The organism is Maricurvus nonylphenolicus, from assembly GCF_042854845.1.
GTDB lineage: Bacteria > Pseudomonadota > Gammaproteobacteria > Pseudomonadales > Cellvibrionaceae > Maricurvus > Maricurvus nonylphenolicus.
Genome location: NZ_AP031498.1, coordinates 4,240,974 through 4,261,904, shown reverse-complemented (window position 1 = coordinate 4,261,904; position 20,931 = coordinate 4,240,974). Strand labels below are relative to the sequence as shown.

At 51.9% G+C, this 20,931-nt stretch carries 14 protein-coding genes; 8 read left to right on the top strand and 6 right to left on the bottom strand.

The features are described from left to right. Positions 1–57 precede the first annotated feature (57 nt). The 3 genes from ACGHZ6_RS18515 to ACGHZ6_RS18505 all read right to left on the bottom strand — a co-directional run bounded on the left by ACGHZ6_RS18515 (position 58) and on the right by ACGHZ6_RS18505 (position 5,643). Positions 58–2,379, bottom strand: a complete 2,322-nt coding sequence (locus ACGHZ6_RS18515; RefSeq protein WP_390615508.1) for a TonB-dependent receptor — start codon at positions 2,377–2,379, stop codon at positions 58–60. 217 nt (positions 2,380–2,596) lie between these two features. After that, positions 2,597–3,256 (bottom strand): beta-phosphoglucomutase, encoded by a 660-nt coding sequence (gene pgmB, locus ACGHZ6_RS18510; protein ID WP_390615507.1) that lies wholly within the window; start codon positions 3,254–3,256, stop codon positions 2,597–2,599. Next, the gene (locus tag ACGHZ6_RS18505) at positions 3,256–5,643 is read right to left on the bottom strand and encodes a glycoside hydrolase family 65 protein (RefSeq protein ID WP_390615506.1); all 2,388 of its coding nucleotides are present in this window, start codon (positions 5,641–5,643) and stop codon (positions 3,256–3,258) included. The genes pgmB and ACGHZ6_RS18505 overlap by 1 nt, the downstream gene beginning before the upstream one ends. Positions 5,644–5,816: 173 nt before the next feature. On the opposite strand from ACGHZ6_RS18505, the gene ACGHZ6_RS18500 reads away from it, so the two are divergent. From ACGHZ6_RS18500 to ACGHZ6_RS18475, 6 genes are all read left to right on the top strand, one after another. Then, on the top strand, positions 5,817–7,079 hold the full coding sequence (locus ACGHZ6_RS18500) for an MFS transporter (RefSeq protein WP_390615505.1): 1,263 nt from the start codon (positions 5,817–5,819) through the stop codon (positions 7,077–7,079). Positions 7,080–7,166: 87 nt separating this feature from the next. Continuing rightward, the gene (locus ACGHZ6_RS18495) at positions 7,167–8,249 is read left to right on the top strand and encodes a LacI family DNA-binding transcriptional regulator (RefSeq protein ID WP_390615504.1); all 1,083 of its coding nucleotides are present in this window, start codon (positions 7,167–7,169) and stop codon (positions 8,247–8,249) included. Further along, complete coding sequence (locus ACGHZ6_RS18490; protein ID WP_390615503.1) at positions 8,236–9,144, top strand: D-hexose-6-phosphate mutarotase; 909 nt, start codon at positions 8,236–8,238, stop codon at positions 9,142–9,144. The genes ACGHZ6_RS18495 and ACGHZ6_RS18490 overlap by 14 nt, the downstream gene beginning before the upstream one ends. Before the next feature lie 202 nt (positions 9,145–9,346). Further along, complete coding sequence (locus ACGHZ6_RS18485; protein ID WP_390615502.1) at positions 9,347–10,318, top strand: NAD(P)H-dependent flavin oxidoreductase; 972 nt, start codon at positions 9,347–9,349, stop codon at positions 10,316–10,318. A 133-nt stretch (positions 10,319–10,451) separates the two neighbouring features. Next, a complete protein-coding gene (gene nadA, locus ACGHZ6_RS18480) occupies positions 10,452–11,588 on the top strand; it encodes a quinolinate synthase NadA (protein ID WP_390615501.1) in 1,137 nt (378 codons plus the stop codon). A 90-nt stretch (positions 11,589–11,678) separates the two neighbouring features. Then, positions 11,679–12,185: an invasion associated locus B family protein gene (locus ACGHZ6_RS18475; protein ID WP_390615500.1), complete on the top strand. Its 507-nt coding sequence runs from the start codon at positions 11,679–11,681 to the stop codon at positions 12,183–12,185. Positions 12,186–12,314: 129 nt separating this feature from the next. Here the strand turns inward: ACGHZ6_RS18475 and ACGHZ6_RS18470 are convergent, their stop codons facing one another. The 3 genes from ACGHZ6_RS18470 to ACGHZ6_RS18460 form a co-directional block, all read right to left on the bottom strand. Next, a complete protein-coding gene (locus ACGHZ6_RS18470) occupies positions 12,315–13,274 on the bottom strand; it encodes a L,D-transpeptidase family protein (RefSeq protein WP_390615499.1) in 960 nt (319 codons plus the stop codon). Positions 13,275–13,304: 30 nt separating this feature from the next. Continuing rightward, entirely contained in the window at positions 13,305–14,237 is a 933-nt protein-coding gene (locus ACGHZ6_RS18465; protein WP_390615498.1) for a M14 family murein peptide amidase A, read from the bottom strand. A gap of 143 nt (positions 14,238–14,380) precedes the next feature. Continuing rightward, complete coding sequence (locus ACGHZ6_RS18460; protein ID WP_390615497.1) at positions 14,381–15,709, bottom strand: hypothetical protein; 1,329 nt, start codon at positions 15,707–15,709, stop codon at positions 14,381–14,383. Between the two features lie 156 nt (positions 15,710–15,865). Here ACGHZ6_RS18460 and dnaE point away from each other — a divergent pair, with 156 nt between their 5' ends. Both dnaE and ACGHZ6_RS18450 read left to right on the top strand, forming a co-directional pair. Next, positions 15,866–19,492: a DNA polymerase III subunit alpha gene (dnaE, locus tag ACGHZ6_RS18455; RefSeq protein ID WP_390615496.1), complete on the top strand. Its 3,627-nt coding sequence runs from the start codon at positions 15,866–15,868 to the stop codon at positions 19,490–19,492. Positions 19,493–19,745: 253 nt separating this feature from the next. Next, positions 19,746–20,696: an acetyl-CoA carboxylase carboxyltransferase subunit alpha gene (locus ACGHZ6_RS18450; protein ID WP_390615494.1), complete on the top strand. Its 951-nt coding sequence runs from the start codon at positions 19,746–19,748 to the stop codon at positions 20,694–20,696. The last annotated feature ends 235 nt before the right edge of the window (positions 20,697–20,931 follow it).

The following is a 20,931-nucleotide window of genomic DNA, read 5'->3' as shown; positions in this document are numbered from 1 at the left end:
AAAAGCTCCCAGACTCGGTCGATACCGGGCCGGGAGCCAATGGGGTTTGCGTGTAATTTAGAAGTGGTAGGTTGCGCTCAGGGTATAGGAACGGCCCAAAATGGTACGGCCATTACCCAAGGCGCTGCCTACGGCTCGCGGGTCACCCTCGGTCAAACCATCATCGTCGGTGATGTTGTCGCCGGCCAGTTGTAGTACCAGATCTTCGGTGACATTCAGAATTACACCAAGGTCCACTTTTTCGTAACCCGGTAGGTCCTGAGTGTTGGCGTTGTCACCGAAGCGATCATCAACGGCGGTTAATGTGCCGTAAACGGTACCGGTCATACCGGCCATTTCAAAGTCATAGCTCGGAGTGATGCGTAGTTGCCAGTCCGGCTGGCGGCTTGCCTTATTGCCTTCGTTTGCCGGATCGGTGTCGGTGAGTTCCGTATCCTGCAGGGTAAGGTTCAGAGATACACGGAAGTTTTCACCGCTGTCATACTGAGCATCCAGTTCTACACCGAAGGCCTCTGCGCCAGACTGCTCGGTGGGGCCGCCAGGAATCGGGGTGTAATTTAAACCGAGGAACTCGTTGTAGAAGAAGGTGGCAAAAATACCGATATGGTCTCCGGAGAATTTATAACCCAGTTCATACTGATCTATCTCTTGAACGACTTCTTGCCCTTCACGAATCATATCGAAAGTAGGGTAGCGGTAGCCTCGGCTCACGCGACCAAACACGCCTGAGTTTTCATTGAGTGAATAGTTGATACCAATCGTGCCCGAGGTTTTTTCATCGCGTACATTGGTGTCGATATCTGTAGTGCCATCGGGATAACCTGGGCCTGAATCTACGCGGTAATCAGTGTCGACACTTTCACGGCGAATACCTAAATCGAGGCGTAGGTCATCGTTTATATGCCATTCGTCTGCCAGGTAAAATGCCTTGGTTTCTGTTTCACCTTCGGCATCGATACCGTAGGCCCAGCAGCCGGCGCCTGGAATATCAGTACAGTCGATACCGGTAAGCGGTTCGCCGTTGGCTTTCACTTCAAAGGCGACTTGGTTACCAATAGACCAGAATTCATCGACACCATATTTGGACCAGTAGAAACCGGCGGTAATCACATGATCGCCAAGTTCTTTACTGATGCTGAAATCATTGCTCTTGGAGTCGATGTCTTTTTCAACAACCCAGAAACCTACCGCCTGGACATAATCGTTGGGAGACAGGGTGCGACCGGAAAACTCCGTGGTCGCCGTCAGGCCGGAGGCTAGTGCTGACATGGGTACTGCACCGCCAGAGGCTACCAGCCCATAGGTGTTGGCTTCACCGTCAGTGATATTAAAGCGGTTGCGAATCTGCCAGCCGTCACCCAGGTCATGTTCAATATTGAAACCTGTAACAGCACCATCCCAGCCGCGACCATCGGAAAAGTCGTAAACTTTTTGATCGCCACTGGCATTAATCGTTACGGCGCGTTTCTTGGTCGCATCGCCAACATAGGTAAAGGTGCCGCCATCAACACCCGGCGCTTCCAGTGGTACGGGGGTATACCAGGTGCCGTGGTCATCAGTTGCTCGATGATAGAAATTGGCTGTGCCGTTGTCCCAATCTTTGGTCAGGTTAATGGTGATTTGCTTGCCTTTCTCGGAATCGAATTCAGCGTCGCGAATGCCCGGTGAGCTCGTAATGTAGCCACCGACCATGTAATAAAAGTCTTCCGCCAATTGACCGCTAACAACGCCATCAAAACGCTGTAAGTCGTAATCTGAAGTGGTGTATTTGACCAAGCCTTCCGTTTCCTCGCCGCCTTTTTTCAAGCGGAAGTTAGTGGTCAGGCCGGGTTGACCGTTGGAAAACACAGGGTTTGGTCCACCACGTAACGCTTCCATACCCTCGATGGTTTCATCGATGCGAAACAGGGTGGAGTTCTCCAAAAAGGACAGTGTAGAAGGCGGAAAAATAGGGGCGCCTTCTATTTGTACGGTTACAAAGTCGGCATCACCGGTGCTGGGGAAACCGCGCACAAAAATATTTGCGCCACTAACACCACCGGAGCTTTCTACCCAGACGCCGGGGATGGTTTTAAACAAGTCGGCGGTACTTTTGGGATTGAATTGTTTAATGGCTTCGTCATCCAATGTGGTGATGGCGAAACTGGCATCGAGCTTGCGAACACCTGCGCCGCCAGGGGTGCCGGTTACGATGACTTCTTCAAGATCCAGTAGTTGTACTTTGGGCACTTCTTTTTTAGCTTCCTCGGCAGCTTGTGCTTCGGCGCCGTAAGCCAGTGGTTGCATGGCCATAGCGGAAATGGATGCCAGCCATGCAAGGCGGCGGCTCTCTTTGCGAACACTGGTCGCGATAGCTTGCGCTAGTTGCTTTTTCTTCATCGTATCCTCTCACTCATGAGACGTTATCGTTATTGTGTTTTTATTAGTACTGCTTTTTTAGGTTACCGGGCTGGTTGTTATCGCCAATATCAACTCAGGTGATCATTCCCATTCCCTGTGGATAAAAGACTACGCCCTCTGAAACTCTTTTGCAATCGATTGCATAATCATTTGAAGGTGTTTTTATATCAAAAAGAACCAAAAGCAATCGATTGCATTACGATTTAAAATAATCCTCAACTGAAAACTCGTTTAATGAGCCAATAACCTTATTGGCTTCACCCAGTTCCTGTTGGTTACCAACCCCGACCGAAAACATGCCGGCACGGTTGATGGATTCGACTCCAGCAGCGGCATCTTCTATCGCCAGACAGGCTGCAGGCGCAATATTGAGCCCTTGCGCCGCCATCAGGAATATTTCAGGGTCGGGTTTAGGGTTTTGTACACGATTGGCATCGGCGATATAGGTAAATCGCTCTGCAATGCCCAGGCGTTCGATAACCGCAGCCGCATTCTTGCTGGCGGATGCCAGGGCGACAGGAATATCCCGAATAACCAGTTGTTCAAGTAATTCACCGGCGCCTCTTAACAGATCCATTGGGGTTAGGGTTTCAATCAAGCGGCAGTAGTGTTTATTTTTCTTGTCGGCCAGCAGTTGCTTTTGCGTTTCGCTGTAGTGAGCGTCTGACTCGGCAAGAATGAGCTCCAACGAGGCCATGCGCTCCAAGCCTTTAAGGCGGCTCTCTGCTTCATCAGGCAGATGAATACCCAATTCTTCGGCGAGTTGGCGCCAGGCAAGAAAGTGAAATTTGGCGGTATTGGCAATCACACCGTCGAGATCAAAAATGACGGCGTCAAAGTGTTGAGTGTTATTCATTATGCAATACTCGTTATGGCTGTTGGTTGGTCGGCTCCTGCAGATGGGTGTAAGTGGATTTCCTTGTCTCGATGCTGAATCGTCAGCGGCGCCCCTGATATGAGGGTGTAATCTACGTCGTCGCTGGCCTTGGATCGGACATCGACCTCAATCAGGCTGCCCTTAAATTGAATGCGGAATGTGTAACCCTCCATGCCCGGTGGCAGGTAAGGGTTAAAGTGCAGTTGTTCGTCTTCAATGCGTAATCCGGCAAAGCCGTTCACCATGCACATCCAGGCACCGCCCATGCACGCGGTATGCACGCCGTACTGGGTGTTGTTGTGATGGTTATCGAGATCCATGCGCGCAACTTGCTGAAAGTACGCCTGAGCTTTGTCGGTGTAACCCACTTCGCTGGCAATAATACTGTGAATGCAGGCCGACAGGGTTGAGTCGTGCGTGGTAATGGCTTCGTAGTAATCGAAGTCCTGTTGTTTCTGTTCCTGGCTGAATTGGTCACTGTGTAAAAACAGTGCCAGCAACACGTCTGCTTGCTTGCAGACCTGGTGACGATAAATGGTCAGCGGGTGGTAGTGCAGCAAGAGTGGGTAATTCTCTGCAGGTGTATTGTTAAAGTCCCAGATTTTTTTATCGAGGAAGCCGTCGTCCTGAGCGTGAATGCCCAGCGTCTGGTCAAAAGGTAAAAACATCTGTGCAGATGCTTTTTGCCAGGCTTTAGGTTCGTCATCGCTTAGTTCGAGTTTGTCGATTAACAACTGCAGGGTTTCCGGTGATTCTTCTGCTAACCACTGGTGTACTTCATATGCGTAGGCCAAGTGGTTTTTGGCCATCACATTGGTATAGAAGTTGTTATTTACCAGCGCTGTATACTCGTCGGGGCCGGTAACGGTATTGATGCAGAAGTGATCCTGGTAATCATAGTTACCGAGTTCTATCCACAGGCGAGCGGATTCCAACACAATTTCCGCGCCGTACTCCCGCATAAATTCCGCATCGCCGGTAGCGTCAAAATAGCGCTGCACCGCATAGGCAATATCGGCATTGATATGGTACTGGGCGGTACCGGCCGGGTAGTAGGCCGAGCACTCGTCGCCGCCGATAGTGCGCCAGGGGAAGAGTGCTCCTTTGGCAATGGCCAGGTCACGAGCGCGCTGGCGAGCAGCGTCAAGAATATGATGGCGGTACTCCAGCAGTTTTCTCGCCATAGCCGGTTGGGTATAGAGAAAAAACGGCAGAATATAAATTTCCGTATCCCAGAAATAGTGACCATCATAACCGTCGCCGGATAAACCTTTAGCGGCAATATTGGTTTTACCGTCGCGCCCCAGAGACTGATAGAGATGAAACAAATTAAAGCGAATGCCCTGTTGCAGGCTTGGGTCGCCGCGCACTTCGATATCAGCGGTGGACCAGAAGTTTTCCAAATTTTTTTGTTGCTGGGACGCGTAAGCAGCAAAGTTCTTGGTGGCTACATTATCCAGGTGGCTGCGTAAGTCTTGTAAGTGGTCGTCGTTGCTTTTTGTTAGCTCGGCGTTGTCGGTGGCAAAGGAATAATAAGCAAGGTACTTGGTCAGGCTAACAGTTTCGCCTTTGGCTGCGTTACAGCTGTACTCTACTTGGGCGCCGCTGTTGGAGCTGCTGTGATTCACTCGGATATCACCGGCTGCATTGATTCGATGCGTTGCACCGGAAGCCAGTTCAAAACCACTACTGTGAATGTGCTGCAACAGCAGCAGTTGATCTTCACTGCCTTGCCTTTGCAGTAATTCAATATCGCCGGCGCTCACCCCAGAGCCTGCCCGCGGATCGTCGCCTTCCTCAAGAGGGGTGGAGGGCAGGTTAGCATCGAGTCCTGATAACCATTGGATGCAACCAGAGAAATCAATCGGGGTCACTTGATAGTGGATAACGCTCAGGTGCTGGTGATCCAGTGATACCAGGCGTTGGATTGTAATGGCCAGTGTTTTGCCCGTTGGTGAGCGCCATGTCAATTTGCGTTGCAGGATACCCGTACGAAAATCCAGTGTGCGCTCGTAATCCAGCAGTTCGCCCTGATCCAGACAAAAACGTTCGCCATCCACACGCAATTCAATCAGCTTGCCATTGGGTGCGGTGACCATACACTGATTATGAGTAGCGTAACCGTATGCCTTTTCACCGTAGGTGATGGGTGTTGAGGTATAGACGCCGTTGAGAAAGGTTCCGCTGCTTGGGGCTGCATCACTGGAAGAGCCCAAGCCAGCTTCCTCAAAATCGCCGCGAATACCGAGATAACCATTGCCCAGGGCAAACAAGGTTTCACTTAACGGAAGTTGCTCCGGGGCGTAATGGGTTTCTCTCAGTTGCCATGGGTCGGCCGGATAGAAGGAGGGGATGTGTTGGCTCATACATACACCAGGATTAGATAATTGGTGAAAATTATCATAGACCCTATTTTCCCTTTTTGCAATCGATTGCAAAAAGGGAAAATATCGGTATTATGGAGTTATTGCATATTTTGCCTCAGGGCCTTGTACAGCTACCCGGCCGCTATCTCTAATAACAAATAGGGTGAATATTGATGAAAGACTGGCGTATTAAACTCTGCCTCCTGCTGACCTATTTCGTCTTCGCCATCCTTCTCAATAGCGTCGGTACTGTTATTCTCCAGGTCATCAACAATTACGATGTCAGTAAGCAGGGAGCCAGTGTGCTGGAGGGGTTTAAGGATTTACCCATTGCGGTGGTTTCCTTTCTGGTAGCCTCATTTTTGCCGAGGGTGGGATTTCGCAACTCCATGATGATTGGCCTGGCTATTGTTGCTATAGCCTGCTGCGCCATGCCGCTAATACCGAGTTTTCTGACCACCAAGCTGCTGTTCTTGTGCGCGGGGGTTTCCTTTGCCTTGGTTAAGGTCTCGATTTACTCCTCGGTGGGATTGGTGACGCGCTCAAGACAGGAGCATGCCAGTACCCTCAATACTATTGAGGGGGTGTTTATGGTGGGGGTGCTGGCCGGGTATTGGTTGTTCAGCGTCTTTATTGATTCCAGTGATCCGAAATCCCAGAGTTGGTTGCAGGTGTATTGGTGGCTCGCAGGCCTGTGTGCTCTCAACTTCCTGTTGCTGGTGTTCACACCGTTTGATGAGTCCCAGGCGCATGATAGCGGTGATAGCCATCTGGCTCAGGACTTTATCGATATGCTGAGGCTGGTCACCAAGCCTATGGTGTATATCTTTGTGATATCGGCGTTTCTCTATGTGTTGATTGAGCAGGGTATTGGGACCTGGTTGCCGACCTTTAATAATGAAATCTTAAAGCTGCCGTCGGCAATGAGTGTACAGGCTACCAGTATCTTTGCTGCCTGCCTGGCCATTGGCCGCCTAAGTGCTGGTGCTATTATGCGCAAGTTGAACTGGTATCCGGTGCTCAATGTTTGTCTGCTGGCCATGGGGGCTTTGGTGTTGTTGACCATGCCGTTGACGGTTGGGGTTGAAGCTAATCCTCAGATCTCCTGGTCGAATGCCCCGATAGCGGCGTTTATATTCCCATTGATCGGGCTGTTTATGGCCCCTATCTACCCGGCGATTAATTCGGTGATGCTAAGTGCTCTCCCTAAGCCACAGCATGCAGCCATGACTGGGTTGATTGTGATCTTCTCGGCATTGGGGGGCACCACGGGCTCAATTATCACGGGGGTTGTGTTTGGTAAGTTCGATGGGCAGACGGCGTTTTATCTGTCGCTGGTGCCTCTAACTATTATCCTTGTCACCCTGTATTTATTTAAGCGGGAAACGGAAAAGGGCGCCGCAGCGCCGGTGGGTGATGCACGCACGGTCAGCTGAGCCCTGTAACACCGGAGTTATCCCTATACAATCGATTGCAGCCCGCCTAGAATGACACCTTAGTGAACGATTTCATCAAGGTCCGTTATGCCCAAGGCTCCAACCAATACTACATCCTCACCGGCCTCCATGTCTGATATCGCGCGGGCTGCGGGGGTGTCGGAATCCACCGTATCGCGGGCGCTGAATAACAACAAGCTGATTGCCGAGAAAACCCGTAAGCGCATTCAGGACATCGCCCGGGAGATGAACTACAAAATTAATGAGAGTGCACGTAACCTGCGCTTGCAGCGTAGTCATACGGTTTCGGTGGTGATCAATGCAACGGAGAGTAGTGGTCAGCCTTTCTCCGACCCTTTTATGCTCGACATGATCGGTAGTATTGCGGGTGCATTAAGCCAGCATAACTATGATCTGTTGTTTTCCAGTCGCATCATGGAGCAAAAGGATTGGCATGATTACCTGCTGGGCTCTCAGCGCGCCGATGGTGTGATTGTCATCGGTCAGGGAACCGATGATTCTCCGCTGCGGGAATTGCAAAAACATGGAGACCCCATCGTTGTGTGGGGTAACAAAAAAGAAGGTACGCCCTACTGTACCGTGGGCAGTAATAACTTTGATGGTGGCAAGGTCGCAACCGATCATCTGATCAGCTTGGGGCGCAGCGAAATCGTGTTCCTGGGCGATATTGCCCACCCGGAAATTGATGCCCGTTTTCAGGGGTATATGGCGGCGCTAACTCAGGCTTCGCTGGAGTCTCACGAGCATCATTTTGGGACGGCGTTTTCTATTAATTCTGGCTACCAGCGAGTTACCGAACTACTGGCCGACAAGTCGCTGGGGTTCGATGCCATTTTTGCCGCCAGCGATAATATCGCTATGGGGGCCATAAGAGCCCTGCAGGAACATGGCTTGCGGGTGCCAGAGGACGTCAGTGTTGTCGGTTTCGATGATATTCCCATTGCCTCGATTTTTACCCCGCCGCTGACCACGGTGCGCCAGCAGGTTCATGCCGGTGGCGAGGCTCTGGTGTCAAAGGTAATGGCGCTGATCAATAAGGAGAAAGCCTCCTCGGCGATGTTGGCTACCGAGTTGGTGGTGCGTGGTTCCTGTGGTGCCAAGCCCAATTACACGCCTATGGAAGAGGCGTTGGCCGATGCAAGCAGTTGAGCAACTGATTGCCGGTCATCAGAGTATTACCCTGACCGATACCAACAAGCGCTATCATTCCAAGGGCCCCGCGCTACCGCTTCTGCTCATCAACAATGCCTATTGTGAGGCCGTTGTAGCGTTGCAGGGGGCGCAGTTGCTTGAGTTTACGCCCCACGGCAGTAAGCCTTTGTTATGGCTAAGCCCAAATGCCAACTTCATCCCCGGTCAGGCAGTGCGGGGTGGTATACCCGTTTGTCTGCCCTGGTTCGGCGTCAATCAGCTAGACCCTGAAAAGCCCAAGCATGGTTTTGTGCGCAATCGCGACTGGCAGTTAAGTCGGGCTGAAACGACTGCCGGCGGCGCCACACAGCTGACATTCCTGTTTACTTATGCCCAGTTGGAACCGGAGCTGTTTACTTTCCCTTTCAGCGTCGAGCTGGTTGTGACCTTGTCGGATGCAATAGGCCTGCAGATATCCACAACCAATAGCGGCGCTGCAGCCATGCCTTTCAGTTGGGCATTTCACAGTTATCACCCGGTTAGCAATTTATCGGCCGTTCGTATCGAAGGCTTGGAGAGCAAGCGATATTTGGACAACACGCGAGGGTTGGCAGCGGCTATCCAGGATGGCGCTATCAGCTTTCAGGGGGAGGTTGATCGGGTTTATGAAAACGTAGCCTCAACCCAGGTCATCAAATCTACACCTGCTATTTCAGTTACCGGAGAAAACTGTGACAGTGCCATCGTTTGGAATCCGGGGGCTGATAACGCTGCCGCTATGGCTGATATAGGTGCAAGTCACCACAAACAGTTTGTATGTCTGGAAAGGGGGGCTGCCCTTAACAATGCCTGGACCTTAAGTCCGGGAGAGGTTCGGGTCAGTCGTTTAACCATAAACGCTATCAGCCAGTAATCAGTGGAACCCATTGGCTGCTCTCTAATCACTTATCACCAAATCGCTGTCACTTTTGCAACAAAACGCCTCTTAACTGCGTACCGGCCGCAAAGCCTGTGATAGCCTAGGGTCTGTTTTGGCATGTCTATGGGCAAAATTTACGTCCAAACTGACAAATTCTGCGACCCTAAATAAGCACCAAGTGATTGAGAGAGTAATTATGAAAACCCGCTTAACCGAACTGTTTAATATCCAGTACCCCATCATGCAAGGTGGAATGCACTTTGTAGGTTTTGCCGAGCTGGCAGCGGCTGTATCCAACGCTGGTGGCTTGGGTACCATTACTGGCCTGACTCAGAAGTCTGCCGGTGATCTGGCCAATGAAATTGCCAAGTGTAACGATCTGACCGACAAGCCATTTGCAGTCAACCTGACCTTCCTGCCGACCGTCAATGCCCCAGACTATCCAGCCTATATTGATGCCATTATCAAAGGTGGTGTGAAGATTGTAGAAACTGCCGGTCGTAGCCCGCAGGAGTATATGCCCCAGCTTAAAGATGCCGGCATTAAGGTTATCCACAAGTGTACCTCTGTACGTCACGCCCTGAAGGCTCAGTCCATTGGCTGTGATGCGGTATCGGTAGACGGTTTTGAGTGTGGTGGTCACCCGGGTGAAGACGACATTCCGAATATGATCCTGTTGCCGCGCGCTGCCGATGAGCTGGAAATCCCGTTTGCCGCCTCCGGTGGTATGGCCGATGCCCGCTCCCTGGTAGCCGCTATGGCCATGGGTGCTGAAGGTATGAACATGGGTACCCGCTTTATCGCCACCAAAGAAGCGCCGGTACATGAGAATGTGAAGCAGGCCATCCTGCAGGCCACCGAGCTGGATACCCGTCTGGTAATGCGTCCACTGCGCAACACTGAGCGTGTGCTGACCAACAAAGCGGTAGAGCGCATCCTGGAGAAGGAAGACCAGCTGGGTAAAGACATCAAATTTGAAGACATCATCGAAGAAGTAGCGGGCGTATACCCGAAAGTGATGCTGGACGGTGATATGGATATCGGTGCCTGGTCCTGCGGTATGGTTGCTGGCCTGATTAACGATATTCCTACCTGTCAGGAGCTGGTTGAGCGCATTGTGAAAGAGGCTCAGGCCTTGGTGAATCAGCGTCTGACTTCCCTGGTTTAATTCCAGATTTACATCTCGTTTCCGCGAGATCCAGCGCCTGGCTGCCTATGCAGTCAGGCGCTTTTTTGTATGCGGGGGGGCAATATATGGTAAAATAGTGTGTTACATCCGTAGGTTAGTGAAACATCTTATTATGTCCGTTGTAGAACAGGCCCCCAACACCAAGGCCGAAGAGTCCTCAACCAAAAAAGTTGAAGAGTCATCAACCAAAGCTGAAGTGTCAGAATTCGACAGGCTGAAGGCACGTGATCTGGTACTGGAGCATTTGCAGCACCAGTATGACCAGCCCAAATACACACCTGAAGAAGTTGAAGTTCTGAAAGACAAGATCAAAGCTCAGCTGAAAGCTCAGAATGCTGTGTTGGTTGCACACTATTACTGTGATCCGGTCATCCAGGCCCTGGCTGAAGAGACTGGCGGCTGTGTGTCTGACTCCCTGGAAATGGCCCGTTTTGGTAACGAGCACCCAGCCGACACCCTGATTGTTGCCGGTGTGAAGTTTATGGGTGAGACAGCCAAGATCCTGACCCCGGAAAAGCGCGTTCTGATGCCCACCCTGGAAGCGACCTGCTCCCTGGATCTGGGTTGTCCTATCGATGAATTCTCTGAATTCTGTGACCAGCATCCGGATCGCACCGTGGTGGTTTATGCCAATACCTCGGCTGCTGTTAAAGCCCGTGCCGACTGGGTGGTAACCTCCAGTATTGCCCTGGATGTGGTTGATCACCTGGATGCCAATGGCGAGAAAATCCTTTGGGCTCCGGACAAACACCTGGGCAGTTATGTTGAGCGCGAAACCGGTGCCGATGTGCTGCTGTGGGACAGCGCCTGTATTGTGCACGAAGAATTTAAGGCCAAGGGTATTATCGATCTGAAAAAGATGTACCCCGATGCCGCCGTGTTGGTTCACCCGGAATCACCGGCCTCTGTGGTTGAGTTAGCCGATGTGGCAGGCTCCACTTCGCAGTTGATTAAAGCGGCACAAACCATGGATAACCAGGAGTTTATCGTTGCCACCGACCAGGGCATTTTCTACAAAATGCAGCAGTTGTGCCCCGATAAAACTTTCCACGTTGCGCCAACCGCCGGTAGCGGCGCTACCTGTCGCAGCTGTGCCAACTGCCCGTGGATGGCCATGAACGAGCTGGATAATATGCTGGCTGTGCTAGAAAATGGCGAAGGCAATGAGATCTTTGTGGACGAAGCCATTCGCGTTAAGGCGATGAAGCCACTGCAACGTATGCTGGATTTTGCCAAGAAGAATAAATAAGCAATACTAGCTATGCAGTATTAAAGCGGTCTTAAGGCCGCTTTTTTGTATCTACTGATTACCGATAACAAAATATAAAGAGACGACAATATGCTTCGCTGGATACTGACCACCGTTGTTTTTATGGCGAGCCAAATAGCCTATGCCCAGGATGACAATGTGCATCGCTTCGGCGACTGGCGAGTAAAGTGTGGTGCCGAACAGGTGCAGGGTTGTTATATGTCGATGCTGGGCAAACACCCGGACAGCGGTGAGGCGATTTACCGCGTAGGTATACGCTTTGAAGAGTATTACGGCAAAAACCAAATGCTGCTAAAAGTGTTGGTGCCGTTAGGGGTGAGCTTAATGCAGGCGCCGGTGCTGAGCATTGCCATTGATCGTCCCAGTGGGCCAAAGTCTTTTGTGCTGGATTACACCCGCTGTGTGGATGTGGGCTGTTTAGCGGTGAATGTATTGTCGCCAGAGTTGGAGGATATGTTAACCAATGGCCATACCGGCACACTGATGTTTGTCGATGGCAACGGCCAGATTCACAAGTACAGCTTTTCGCTGAAAGGATCGTCCAAGTCCATCGCCATGGTCCAGGACTCGCTTTAAGAATGCCGGGGTCTGACCCGCAGGGTCAGACCCCTAGCAAGACGTCGCACCCAGCGCGGGGTCCGACCCCACGGGTCGTACCCCAACTTAAGAACTAAGAACTAAGAACTAAGAACTAAGAGTTACGACTTACCCACCTTTCTCATAAATAATCCGCCACTCCCCATCAGCCTCCTTCCGCCAAAGCTGACGCTTCCAACCCTTGGAATGAAAACGGTTACTGGCATAGTTCTGATAAAACTCCGCCATCGCCATATCGTCCTGACCGGGATAGGCGTAAATCCCCAAGTCCGACAAACGGATTTTAATAAAACGTTTATTAGTATTTACCCGACGTTTGTAACTGGCCCACTGCTTGTAATTCTTTTCGGTATCGGAAAAATCTTGCGAATAAAATTCCAGATAGGCTTCAGGGTCACGGCTTTCCCAAGCCTTAATCCATTCGTGCATACGGTGGTTTAACTGCTGGCGGGAGCGGCTGATTTCAGTGTTGGTGACCCAATTAATTTTCGGCGTGCCCAAGACTTTGGTGTAACCCACATTCAGGTACTTACTCAAGTCTTTCAAATCGGCATTGGATAACACAATGCAGCCATCACTATCACGCAGTGGGCGTTTTACGTCGTCGTTTTCCACCCCGTGTAACCAAATGCCGGAACCGGTAAATTGATTTAAGCGATCCCACACATTGGGGTAGTTCAACGGGTAGGCCATATCGCCGTAAAAATCATCCAGTTGGCGAGCGGTTAACTGGCTGGTAATACGGTAAACGCCAATCGGTGTGCGCTCATCGCCTTCTTGGGTTTTGCCAAAGCCTTGCTTACCAATAGTGATAGGGTAATCGGCAACCTGTTCGAGGCGTGTGCCGGCGTGTTTTTCAAATACACGCAGCACGCCGGTTTCCAGTTCGGCTACCAACACAAATTTGTCTGCAGCGGGCAGATCCCAAATACTTGCCGGTTGCAGTTCCAGAATATCCGGTTGGCGTTCTAGCATGGCCAGTTGTTGCTGCTCAGCATGCCCGGTAACAGGCATGGCAGACAGAAGTCCCGCCAAGGCAAAGGTATGTAAGTGTTGTTTCACATTCATGGTCAAGCTATGCAATACAAAGGCGCGCCGTTACGGTTTTTGCGCCAGGGTTTGTTGTTGTTTTTGTTGCTGTTTTCGTTGTTTTTCTAAAGTCGCCGCGCGTTGCTTGGGCACCTCGCTGCGCAACCAGCGCACCAGGTCCACCCACATGCGACTGATTTCTTTATCTGTAGGCATAATACCCGCCGATGCCAGCTCTACGGTTACCACCGGAATATCCAGTGTGCTGCCACCGTAATTGCCCAGGCTGCCGGGGTAGGTGCCCAGGCGCCTAAGCTGCAGTTTACCCAGCTTTTCCGGCGGAATTTGCGGGCCGTCGAAGTCTACCAGGTGATGTGGGGCATGCACGGCAATAATGGCATCGGGTTTAAAGTCTTTAATCTGTTGCAGGAACCACTGGGTTTCCGGTTCGCTATTGGCTATTGGACCCGGGTAGCGGCGTACGTTTTTATAGGTGCGCTCCTTCCAGTATTTCAGTGCCAGGGCGTGCCAATCCGGGGTGGGGAAGTTGCGGTTTAAATCCACACCGTTGGCGTTTTGGCGCGTGGCCCTGGGCTTCTGAAACAGGCCGTCCGGGTTAAGCAAAGGCACCACCTGCCAGTGGAATAAACCGGAATGGTACTGGTTGAGTTTTTCCATCCAGCGGAACATTAGTGAGACGGAGGAATACTCATCGCCGTGAATACCGCCCATCAGTATCACCCGGCCCAGCGGTTTCCTATGGGCCAGGGGTGGGTATTCTTTCATTACCAGCGGGCGTTTTTCGCGGGATAATCCGTTGCTGTGCTGAAATTGTTGCCGGTTGCACTGCTCGATACTGACACTGCCCAGGGTTGAGCCTATTTCCTGGCACAGCTGTTTAACGGTTGCTGCCTTGTTCTCCTTCGCATCACTGTCTGCGAAAGTCGGCAGACTTAGCAGAGACAGTAGGGCCAGGGCAGAGGTGGTAACGCGGTAATTCATGACTTTCTAATTCGGGGCTATCGCAGCGCAGCTATTTACAACAAAAGTACAACACAAGTACAACAATGGGCGCCAGCGGCGCGGGCTGGCTATTATACCTGCACTGTCGGGGGGCAATAAAGGCTGTTTTTTAACCAGTAGGCCTATTTTGCGGGTACGGCGACTTCTATCTTCTCTACGCCAAACAGGCTAACGCTCATTTCAAAGCTGCCGCCAAATTTCTGCTGTAACAGCTTGGCATTGTTGCCGCTCATACCGGTAAAGATACCTTCACGGGTTTTACCGCTGGGGCTGTAGATACGCATCTCCATGCCTTCGTACTCACGGATACGGCGTTTGTCGATCTGAATGTATTTGGGGGCGGGTTTGGCTGCCGGGGGTTCTGGCTTGGGTGGCACGCCGGTCTCAAACACGCTGGGTTTGGGTGGTGTGGGCTCGGCCGCCGCCAGCAGCTGATCCAGTTCTGCCAACTCAAAGTCCAGCGAGGTTACCGGCTCATCATTGACGGTCAGGGTTACGTTGAGGGTTTCCGGCCATTTCTCAGGTGGGTAGGCAGGCAGGGTCATCCAGTCAAAATTGGGGCTGGGCTCAACGCGCAGGTTTACCCGCTGGGGCTCCTGCATAAACTGGGTGTAGGCCTGCATTAAGTTATCACCGGGGATAAAACCCCACATCATGGCGTAGTCTTTATTTGGGCGTGAGGTCTCACGGGTGATGAACTCTTCTATGCTGAGCTGGCTTTTCTCGGCGCAGTACTCGTTCACCTTTTGGGTGTAGCCGTTGTCTTCGTAATGGATGGAAATCAGCTCAATACTGGGGCGCATCATGGAAGCCGAAAGGCTTTGGTTCAGCGCCGGGATATTCAGCAGTTTGATCTGGGTGCGGGTGCTATTGCTGTTATCCAGTTCGGCATCAAAGCCCAGCTCTAGGGTTTCTTCCCAGGGGTTGAAGCTGTAGTTGAAGTTGAGGTCCATTACCAGGGGGTCATATCCCAGGTCTTTTAGCTGCTTGGGGCCAATAAAGTGGGTGTCACCACAGAAGGGTGTCATCTGGCGGCTAAGGTGCTGATTTAGCTGAATCAGCATGCTCTTGTACTGGGGGAATTCCTCTAGCGACAGGCTGAAGTTATCGATTTCCACTTCCAGCTCGTCGGGGGCGTGACCGCGGCCCAGGCCCAGCAGGCGCTTGAGCAGGAATAGACTGTCATCATCACGGATGGAGATACTTAGGTCATCGAGGGAGAAATTACCGATATTCGGGGATTTGGGGATAATACGGATACCGCTGATCTGAATGCGATCGGGCAGCTGCAGTTCAAAGTTCTGGTACTGCACATGGGCAAAGGGGGCCGCCTTGCGGATCTGTTTGTCCAGCTCGCTACGTACACTGCTTTGCAGGTATTCGTTGAGTGCAAACGCGCCTACACCGATAACGGCACCGGCAATAAGCGCCTTTTTGGCGAGTTTCTTCATCTGCAGCTTCCTTCTAGTCCCTGATGCTTTCTTAATGGTAATCCATAGTTGGGCCGGGCAACAGTACAAAGCCAGAAGTCAATTCTCGAAATCGAACAATATTTGGGTAAAATAGCCCCCTAAACAATAATGACAGACAGGGTAATCCCACCTCCTATGACCACCCCCTTTGTACACCTGCGCCTGCATACTGAATTCTCGCTGACAGACAGTACCGTCCGGATCAAAAATCTGGTGGGCAAAGTGGTTGAAATGGGCATGCCTGCCTGTGGCATCACCGACTTCTGTAACTTCTACGGCTTGATCAAGTTCTACAAGGGCTGCCAGGGCGCAGGCATCAAGCCGATAGGTGGGGCCGACTTCCTGCTTGAAAGCCCAGATGATGATGGCAAGCCAAGCGTTATCACCTTGCTGGCGATGAACGTAAAGGGCTACAAGAACGTCACCGAGCTGATATCCCTGGCTTATCAAAAAGGTCAGCATCAGGCCGTACCGCACCTAAAGCGCGAGTGGATCAGTGACTATGCCGAGGGTGTGATTGCCCTGTCTGGCGGTAAGTTTGGCGATGTAGGTCAGAGCTTAATCAATGGTAAGCGCGAGCAGGCCGCAGAGCTGCTGCAAGGATGGATGCGCGACTTCCCCAATCGCTTCTATCTGGAACTTCAACGGACTGGGCGTGGTGGCGATGAAGATTACCTGCATGCAGCGGTAGATCTGGCTGCTCAATACCACTGCCCGGTAGTTGCGACCAATGATGTGCGCTTTATTGAATCGAAAGAGTTTGAGATTCACGAGGCACGGGTGTGTATTGGTGAAGGCCGTACCCTGGATGACCCGCGCCGCGAGCGTCGTTACTCTGAGCAGCAATATCTGCGCAGCCCGGAGGAAATGGCCGAGCTGTTTTCCGATATCCCCGAAGCCCTGCAAAACACGGTAGAAATTGCCAAGCGTTGTAATCTGGATATTGAACTGGGTACCTATTACCTGCCAGATTACCCAATCCCAGACGATTTCGAGAACGACCCCTTCTTTAAAAATCACACCCCTTACGCAGTACTGGAAGGGCTGGCCGCCGAGGCCATGAGTGAGAAGTGGGCTGGGCGTGAGAGCGAACCTGAATACAAGGTGATGCTGCAAACCAATATCTTCTTCCAGAAGATATCGATGGAAGGTTTGGATGAGCGTCTTGAGTTTTTGTTTGATACCAGCAAACCGGAATTTCAGGAAATCCGCAAAGAGTATGACGAGCGGCTGAAATTCGAACTGCACATTATTATGCAGATGGGATTCCCCGGTTACTTCCTGATCGTAATGGACTTTATCCAGTGGGCCAAAGACCACGATATTCCGGTAGGCCCGGGACGGGGTTCCGGTGCGGGTTCGCTGGTGGCCTACGTACAAAAAATTACCGACCTGGATCCGCTGAAATACGACCTGCTGTTCGAGCGATTCCTCAACCCGGAACGGGTATCCATGCCCGACTTCGACGTTGACTTCTGCATGGACAAACGGGAAGACGTTATCGACTACGTGGCCGATAACTACGGCCGCGATGCGGTATCGCAGATTATTACCTTCGGTACCATGGCCGCGAAGGCTGTGGTGCGCGATGTGGCGCGGGTGCAGGGCAAGTCCTATGGCCTGGCCGATAAGCTTTCGAAACTGATTCCGCCCGACCCGGGCATGAAGCTGAAAGTCGCCTTCGAGCAGGAAGAACTGCTGCGTGAATTTTTGGACGGCGACGAACAGGCCCAGGAAATCTGGGAAGTGGCCCTGCAACTGGAAGGCCTCACCCGTAACGTGGGTAAACACGCTGGGGGTGTAGTAATTGCACCAACGCGTCTGGTGGACTTCGCACCACTCTACTGTGATGAAACCGGTTCCGGCCTGGTAACCCAATACGATAAAAATGATGTGGAAGAGGCCGGGCTGGTTAAGTTCGACTTCCTGGGTCTGCGGACCCTGACCATTATCGACTGGGCCAAAAAGATGATCGACCGCAAGCGTGCGCGCTTGGGCGAAGAGCCGCTGATCATCGAAGCCATTCCGTTGGATGATGGCCCCACTTTTAAGCTGCTAAAAAGAGCCGAAACCACCGCCGTATTCCAGCTGGAATCCCGTGGTATGAAGGACCTGATTAAACGCCTGCAACCCGATAACCTCGAAGATATGATCGCCCTGGTGGCCCTGTTCCGTCCGGGCCCGCTGGATTCGGGGATGGTTGATGACTTCGTAAACCGGAAACATGGCCGCGCCGAAGTGGCCTACCCGGATGCCAAATACCAGCACGAAAAACTCGAGCCGATTCTTAAACCCACCTACGGCGTAATTGTTTACCAGGAACAGGTAATGCAGATCGCCCAGGAACTGGCGGGCTACACACTCGGTGGTGCAGATATGCTGCGTCGAGCCATGGGTAAGAAAAAGCCCGAGGAAATGGCCAAGCAGCGTTCGACCTTTGAAGAAGGGGCGAAAGGTGAGGGGGTAGATCCCGAGCTGGCGATGAAGATTTTCGACCTGGTGGAAAAATTCGCCGGTTACGGATTTAACAAATCGCACTCGGCTGCCTATGCGGTGGTGTCCTACCAGACTGCCTGGCTCAAGGCTCATTACCCGGCGCACTTTATGGCGGCCACCATGTCCTCGGATATGGATAAAACTGATAAGGTGGTGACCTTTATTGAAGAGTGTCGCCATATGGACATGATGCCGCTGCCACCTGATGTCAACAGCGGTGAGTTCTACTTTAATGTCGATGAGGAAGACAACATCATTTATGGCCTGGGTGCTATTAAAGGTCTGGGTGAAGGCCCGATTGAAAATATTCTTGAAGCTCGCAAGGATGGCCCCTTTAAGGATTTATTCGATTTCTGTGCTCGCATCGACCCGCGTAAGGTCAATAAGCGTGCCCTGGAAGCCATGATTCGCTCCGGTGCCCTCGATAGTATCGGCCCTAAAGTGGAGTTGGATTATGATCGTGCAGTAATGCTTACTGCCATGCCCGAAGCGGTAAAAGCCGCCGAGCAAAGTGCCGCCAACGCCAACGCCGGTATGACCGACCTGTTTGGCGAGCTGGTACCCAGTGGCGATGACGAGGGCGGTGTCGATGTCTATGACGAGTACCGCAAGGTGCGTAACTGGAGTATTAAAGAGCGCCTTAACGGCGAGAAGGATACCCTGGGTCTGTACCTGACCGGCCACCCCATCGAAGAATACAAACACGAATTAAAGCACCTGGTTTCCAACCGCATTGCCGATTTGAAACCGGAAAAGAGCACCCAGCATATTGCCGGGCTGGTGGTTGGCCTGCGCGTGATGAAAAACAAGCGCGGCGATACCATGGCCTTTGTCCAGCTTGATGACCGCTCCGGGCGCATTGAGGTGGCGATTTTCTCCGATACCTATAACGAGTACCGGGAAAAGCTGGTTAAAGACGGCATGCTGATTATCGATGGCCAGGTCAGCTACGACGATTTCAGTGGCGGCTTGAAGATGCGCGCCGATGCCGTGCGCAGCCTTAACGATGCGCGCCAGGAAATGGCCCGTGGTCTGAGATTGGAAGTTAGCTCAGAAAAACTGCCCAATAACTTCGCCCGTCATCTGGCTGACATACTTGAACCCTATCGTCAGGGCAATTGCCCGGTAACGGTTCACTATAGTCGCTCGGATGCTGCTGGTGAGCTGACATTGGGCAATGAATGGAAGGTAAAACCCGAAGATGAGTTGCTACTGGAGCTACGCAACGCCTACGGGCGGGACAAGGTGAGTCTCCAGTACAGCTAGTGTTTTGATACACGCATCCAAAGGGCCTAAACCTTGCAGGTTAATAGATCACACCCCGGTGTGATCTGGCGGGCATAACAGCCAGCCGATAGGGCAAACAGGTCAAAAGTGGTCGACTCAACCGCCCAATTCGCGTATGGTAGCTGGCCATTTAGTGCGCAATATTTGCCCCCTTTGTTGTTATAAAGTGGGCCAGGCTAGACGACACAACATACAAGATAAAAGAAAAGACTTACTGGATACGAAAGTCGATATGAATCCCAACTACCTAGAATTTGAACAACCCATTGCCGAGCTGGAAGCCAAGATTGAAGAGCTACAACTGGTAGGCAGTGATAACGATCTCAACATCACCGAAGAAATCAGCAAGCTGCGCGAAAAGAGCATCAAGCTGACCGAAAACATCTACAGCGATCTGAGCCCATGGCAAGTGGTTCAGGTAGCTCGCCACCCACAGCGTCCGTACTCCGCTGACTACATCAAACGCATGTTCACCGACTGGGACGAGCTGCATGGCGATCGCCACTTCGGTGACGACGCTGCCATCATTGGTGGTGTAGCCCGTTTGGACGGCAAGCCTGTCATGGTCATCGGTGAAGAAAAAGGCCGCAGTGTACCCGATAAGGTAAAACGCAACTTCGGTATGCCAAAACCAGAAGGTTACCGCAAAGCCCTGCGTTTAATGGAAATGGCCGAGCGTTTCAAAATGCCGGTACTGACCCTGATCGACACCCCGGGGGCCTACCCAGGTATCGACTCTGAAGAGCGCGGCATCTCCGAGGCCATCGCCCAAAACCTCGCGGTTATGTCCCGCCTGCGTACCCCCATTATCTGCACTGTAATCGGTGAAGGTTCCTCCGGTGGTGCATTGGCCATTGGCGTAGGTGACCAGCTCAACATGCTGCAATACTCAACCTACTTCGTTATCTCGCCAGAAGGTTGCGCCAACATTATCTGGAAGACTGTGGATAAAGCCCCATTGGCCGCCGAAGCCATGGGTGTAACCTCCGACAACCTGGAAAACCTGGGCATCGTTGATGAAACCATCGCCGAGCCACTGGGTGGCGCCCACCGCGATATCGACGGCATGGCCGACAAACTGCAAGCGCGTTTGATCGAGCAGTGTGATCGCTTGCGCGGTGTACCGATTGATGAGCTACTGGAAAAGCGCTATGAGCGTTTGATGAGTTACGGTAACGTGTAAATGTTGATGTAGCTTACTCAGCTAGCCAAAATAAGCCCTCGATGTGGAAGCATTGGGGGCTTTTTGGTTTCTGGGTTGTGGCACGGGAGTGGCGTGCTACATGGGGAGTAGAAAGGGTAGTTTTGAGGTTCTCTTTCTGGCTTCTGAAAACTGACGTAACTAATTACGTCGGTTAGTGAGCGCCAGCAGGTAACTAATTGAATATATGTATGAATTCGATTAGTTTAAAATTTAG

Excerpts from the sequence above, each read along its gene's own strand:
- ACGHZ6_RS18475 (WP_390615500.1), top strand. The coding sequence starts at position 11,679 with ATGCTTCGCTGGATACTGACCACCGTTGTTTTTATGGCGAGCCAAATA.
- ACGHZ6_RS18485 (WP_390615502.1), top strand. The coding sequence starts at position 9,347 with ATGAAAACCCGCTTAACCGAACTGTTTAATATCCAGTACCCCATCATG.
- ACGHZ6_RS18495 (WP_390615504.1), top strand. The coding sequence starts at position 7,167 with ATGCCCAAGGCTCCAACCAATACTACATCCTCACCGGCCTCCATGTCT.
- dnaE (WP_390615496.1), top strand. The coding sequence starts at position 15,866 with ATGACCACCCCCTTTGTACACCTGCGCCTGCATACTGAATTCTCGCTG.
- ACGHZ6_RS18470 (WP_390615499.1), bottom strand. The coding sequence starts at position 13,274 with ATGAATGTGAAACAACACTTACATACCTTTGCCTTGGCGGGACTTCTG.
- ACGHZ6_RS18465 (WP_390615498.1), bottom strand. The coding sequence starts at position 14,237 with ATGAATTACCGCGTTACCACCTCTGCCCTGGCCCTACTGTCTCTGCTA.
- ACGHZ6_RS18505 (WP_390615506.1), bottom strand. The coding sequence starts at position 5,643 with ATGAGCCAACACATCCCCTCCTTCTATCCGGCCGACCCATGGCAACTG.
- ACGHZ6_RS18450 (WP_390615494.1), top strand. The coding sequence starts at position 19,746 with ATGAATCCCAACTACCTAGAATTTGAACAACCCATTGCCGAGCTGGAA.
- pgmB (WP_390615507.1), bottom strand. The coding sequence starts at position 3,256 with ATGAATAACACTCAACACTTTGACGCCGTCATTTTTGATCTCGACGGT.
- ACGHZ6_RS18515 (WP_390615508.1), bottom strand. The coding sequence starts at position 2,379 with ATGAAGAAAAAGCAACTAGCGCAAGCTATCGCGACCAGTGTTCGCAAA.
- ACGHZ6_RS18460 (WP_390615497.1), bottom strand. The coding sequence starts at position 15,709 with ATGAAGAAACTCGCCAAAAAGGCGCTTATTGCCGGTGCCGTTATCGGT.
- ACGHZ6_RS18490 (WP_390615503.1), top strand. The coding sequence starts at position 8,236 with ATGCAAGCAGTTGAGCAACTGATTGCCGGTCATCAGAGTATTACCCTG.
- nadA (WP_390615501.1), top strand. The coding sequence starts at position 10,452 with ATGTCCGTTGTAGAACAGGCCCCCAACACCAAGGCCGAAGAGTCCTCA.
- ACGHZ6_RS18500 (WP_390615505.1), top strand. The coding sequence starts at position 5,817 with ATGAAAGACTGGCGTATTAAACTCTGCCTCCTGCTGACCTATTTCGTC.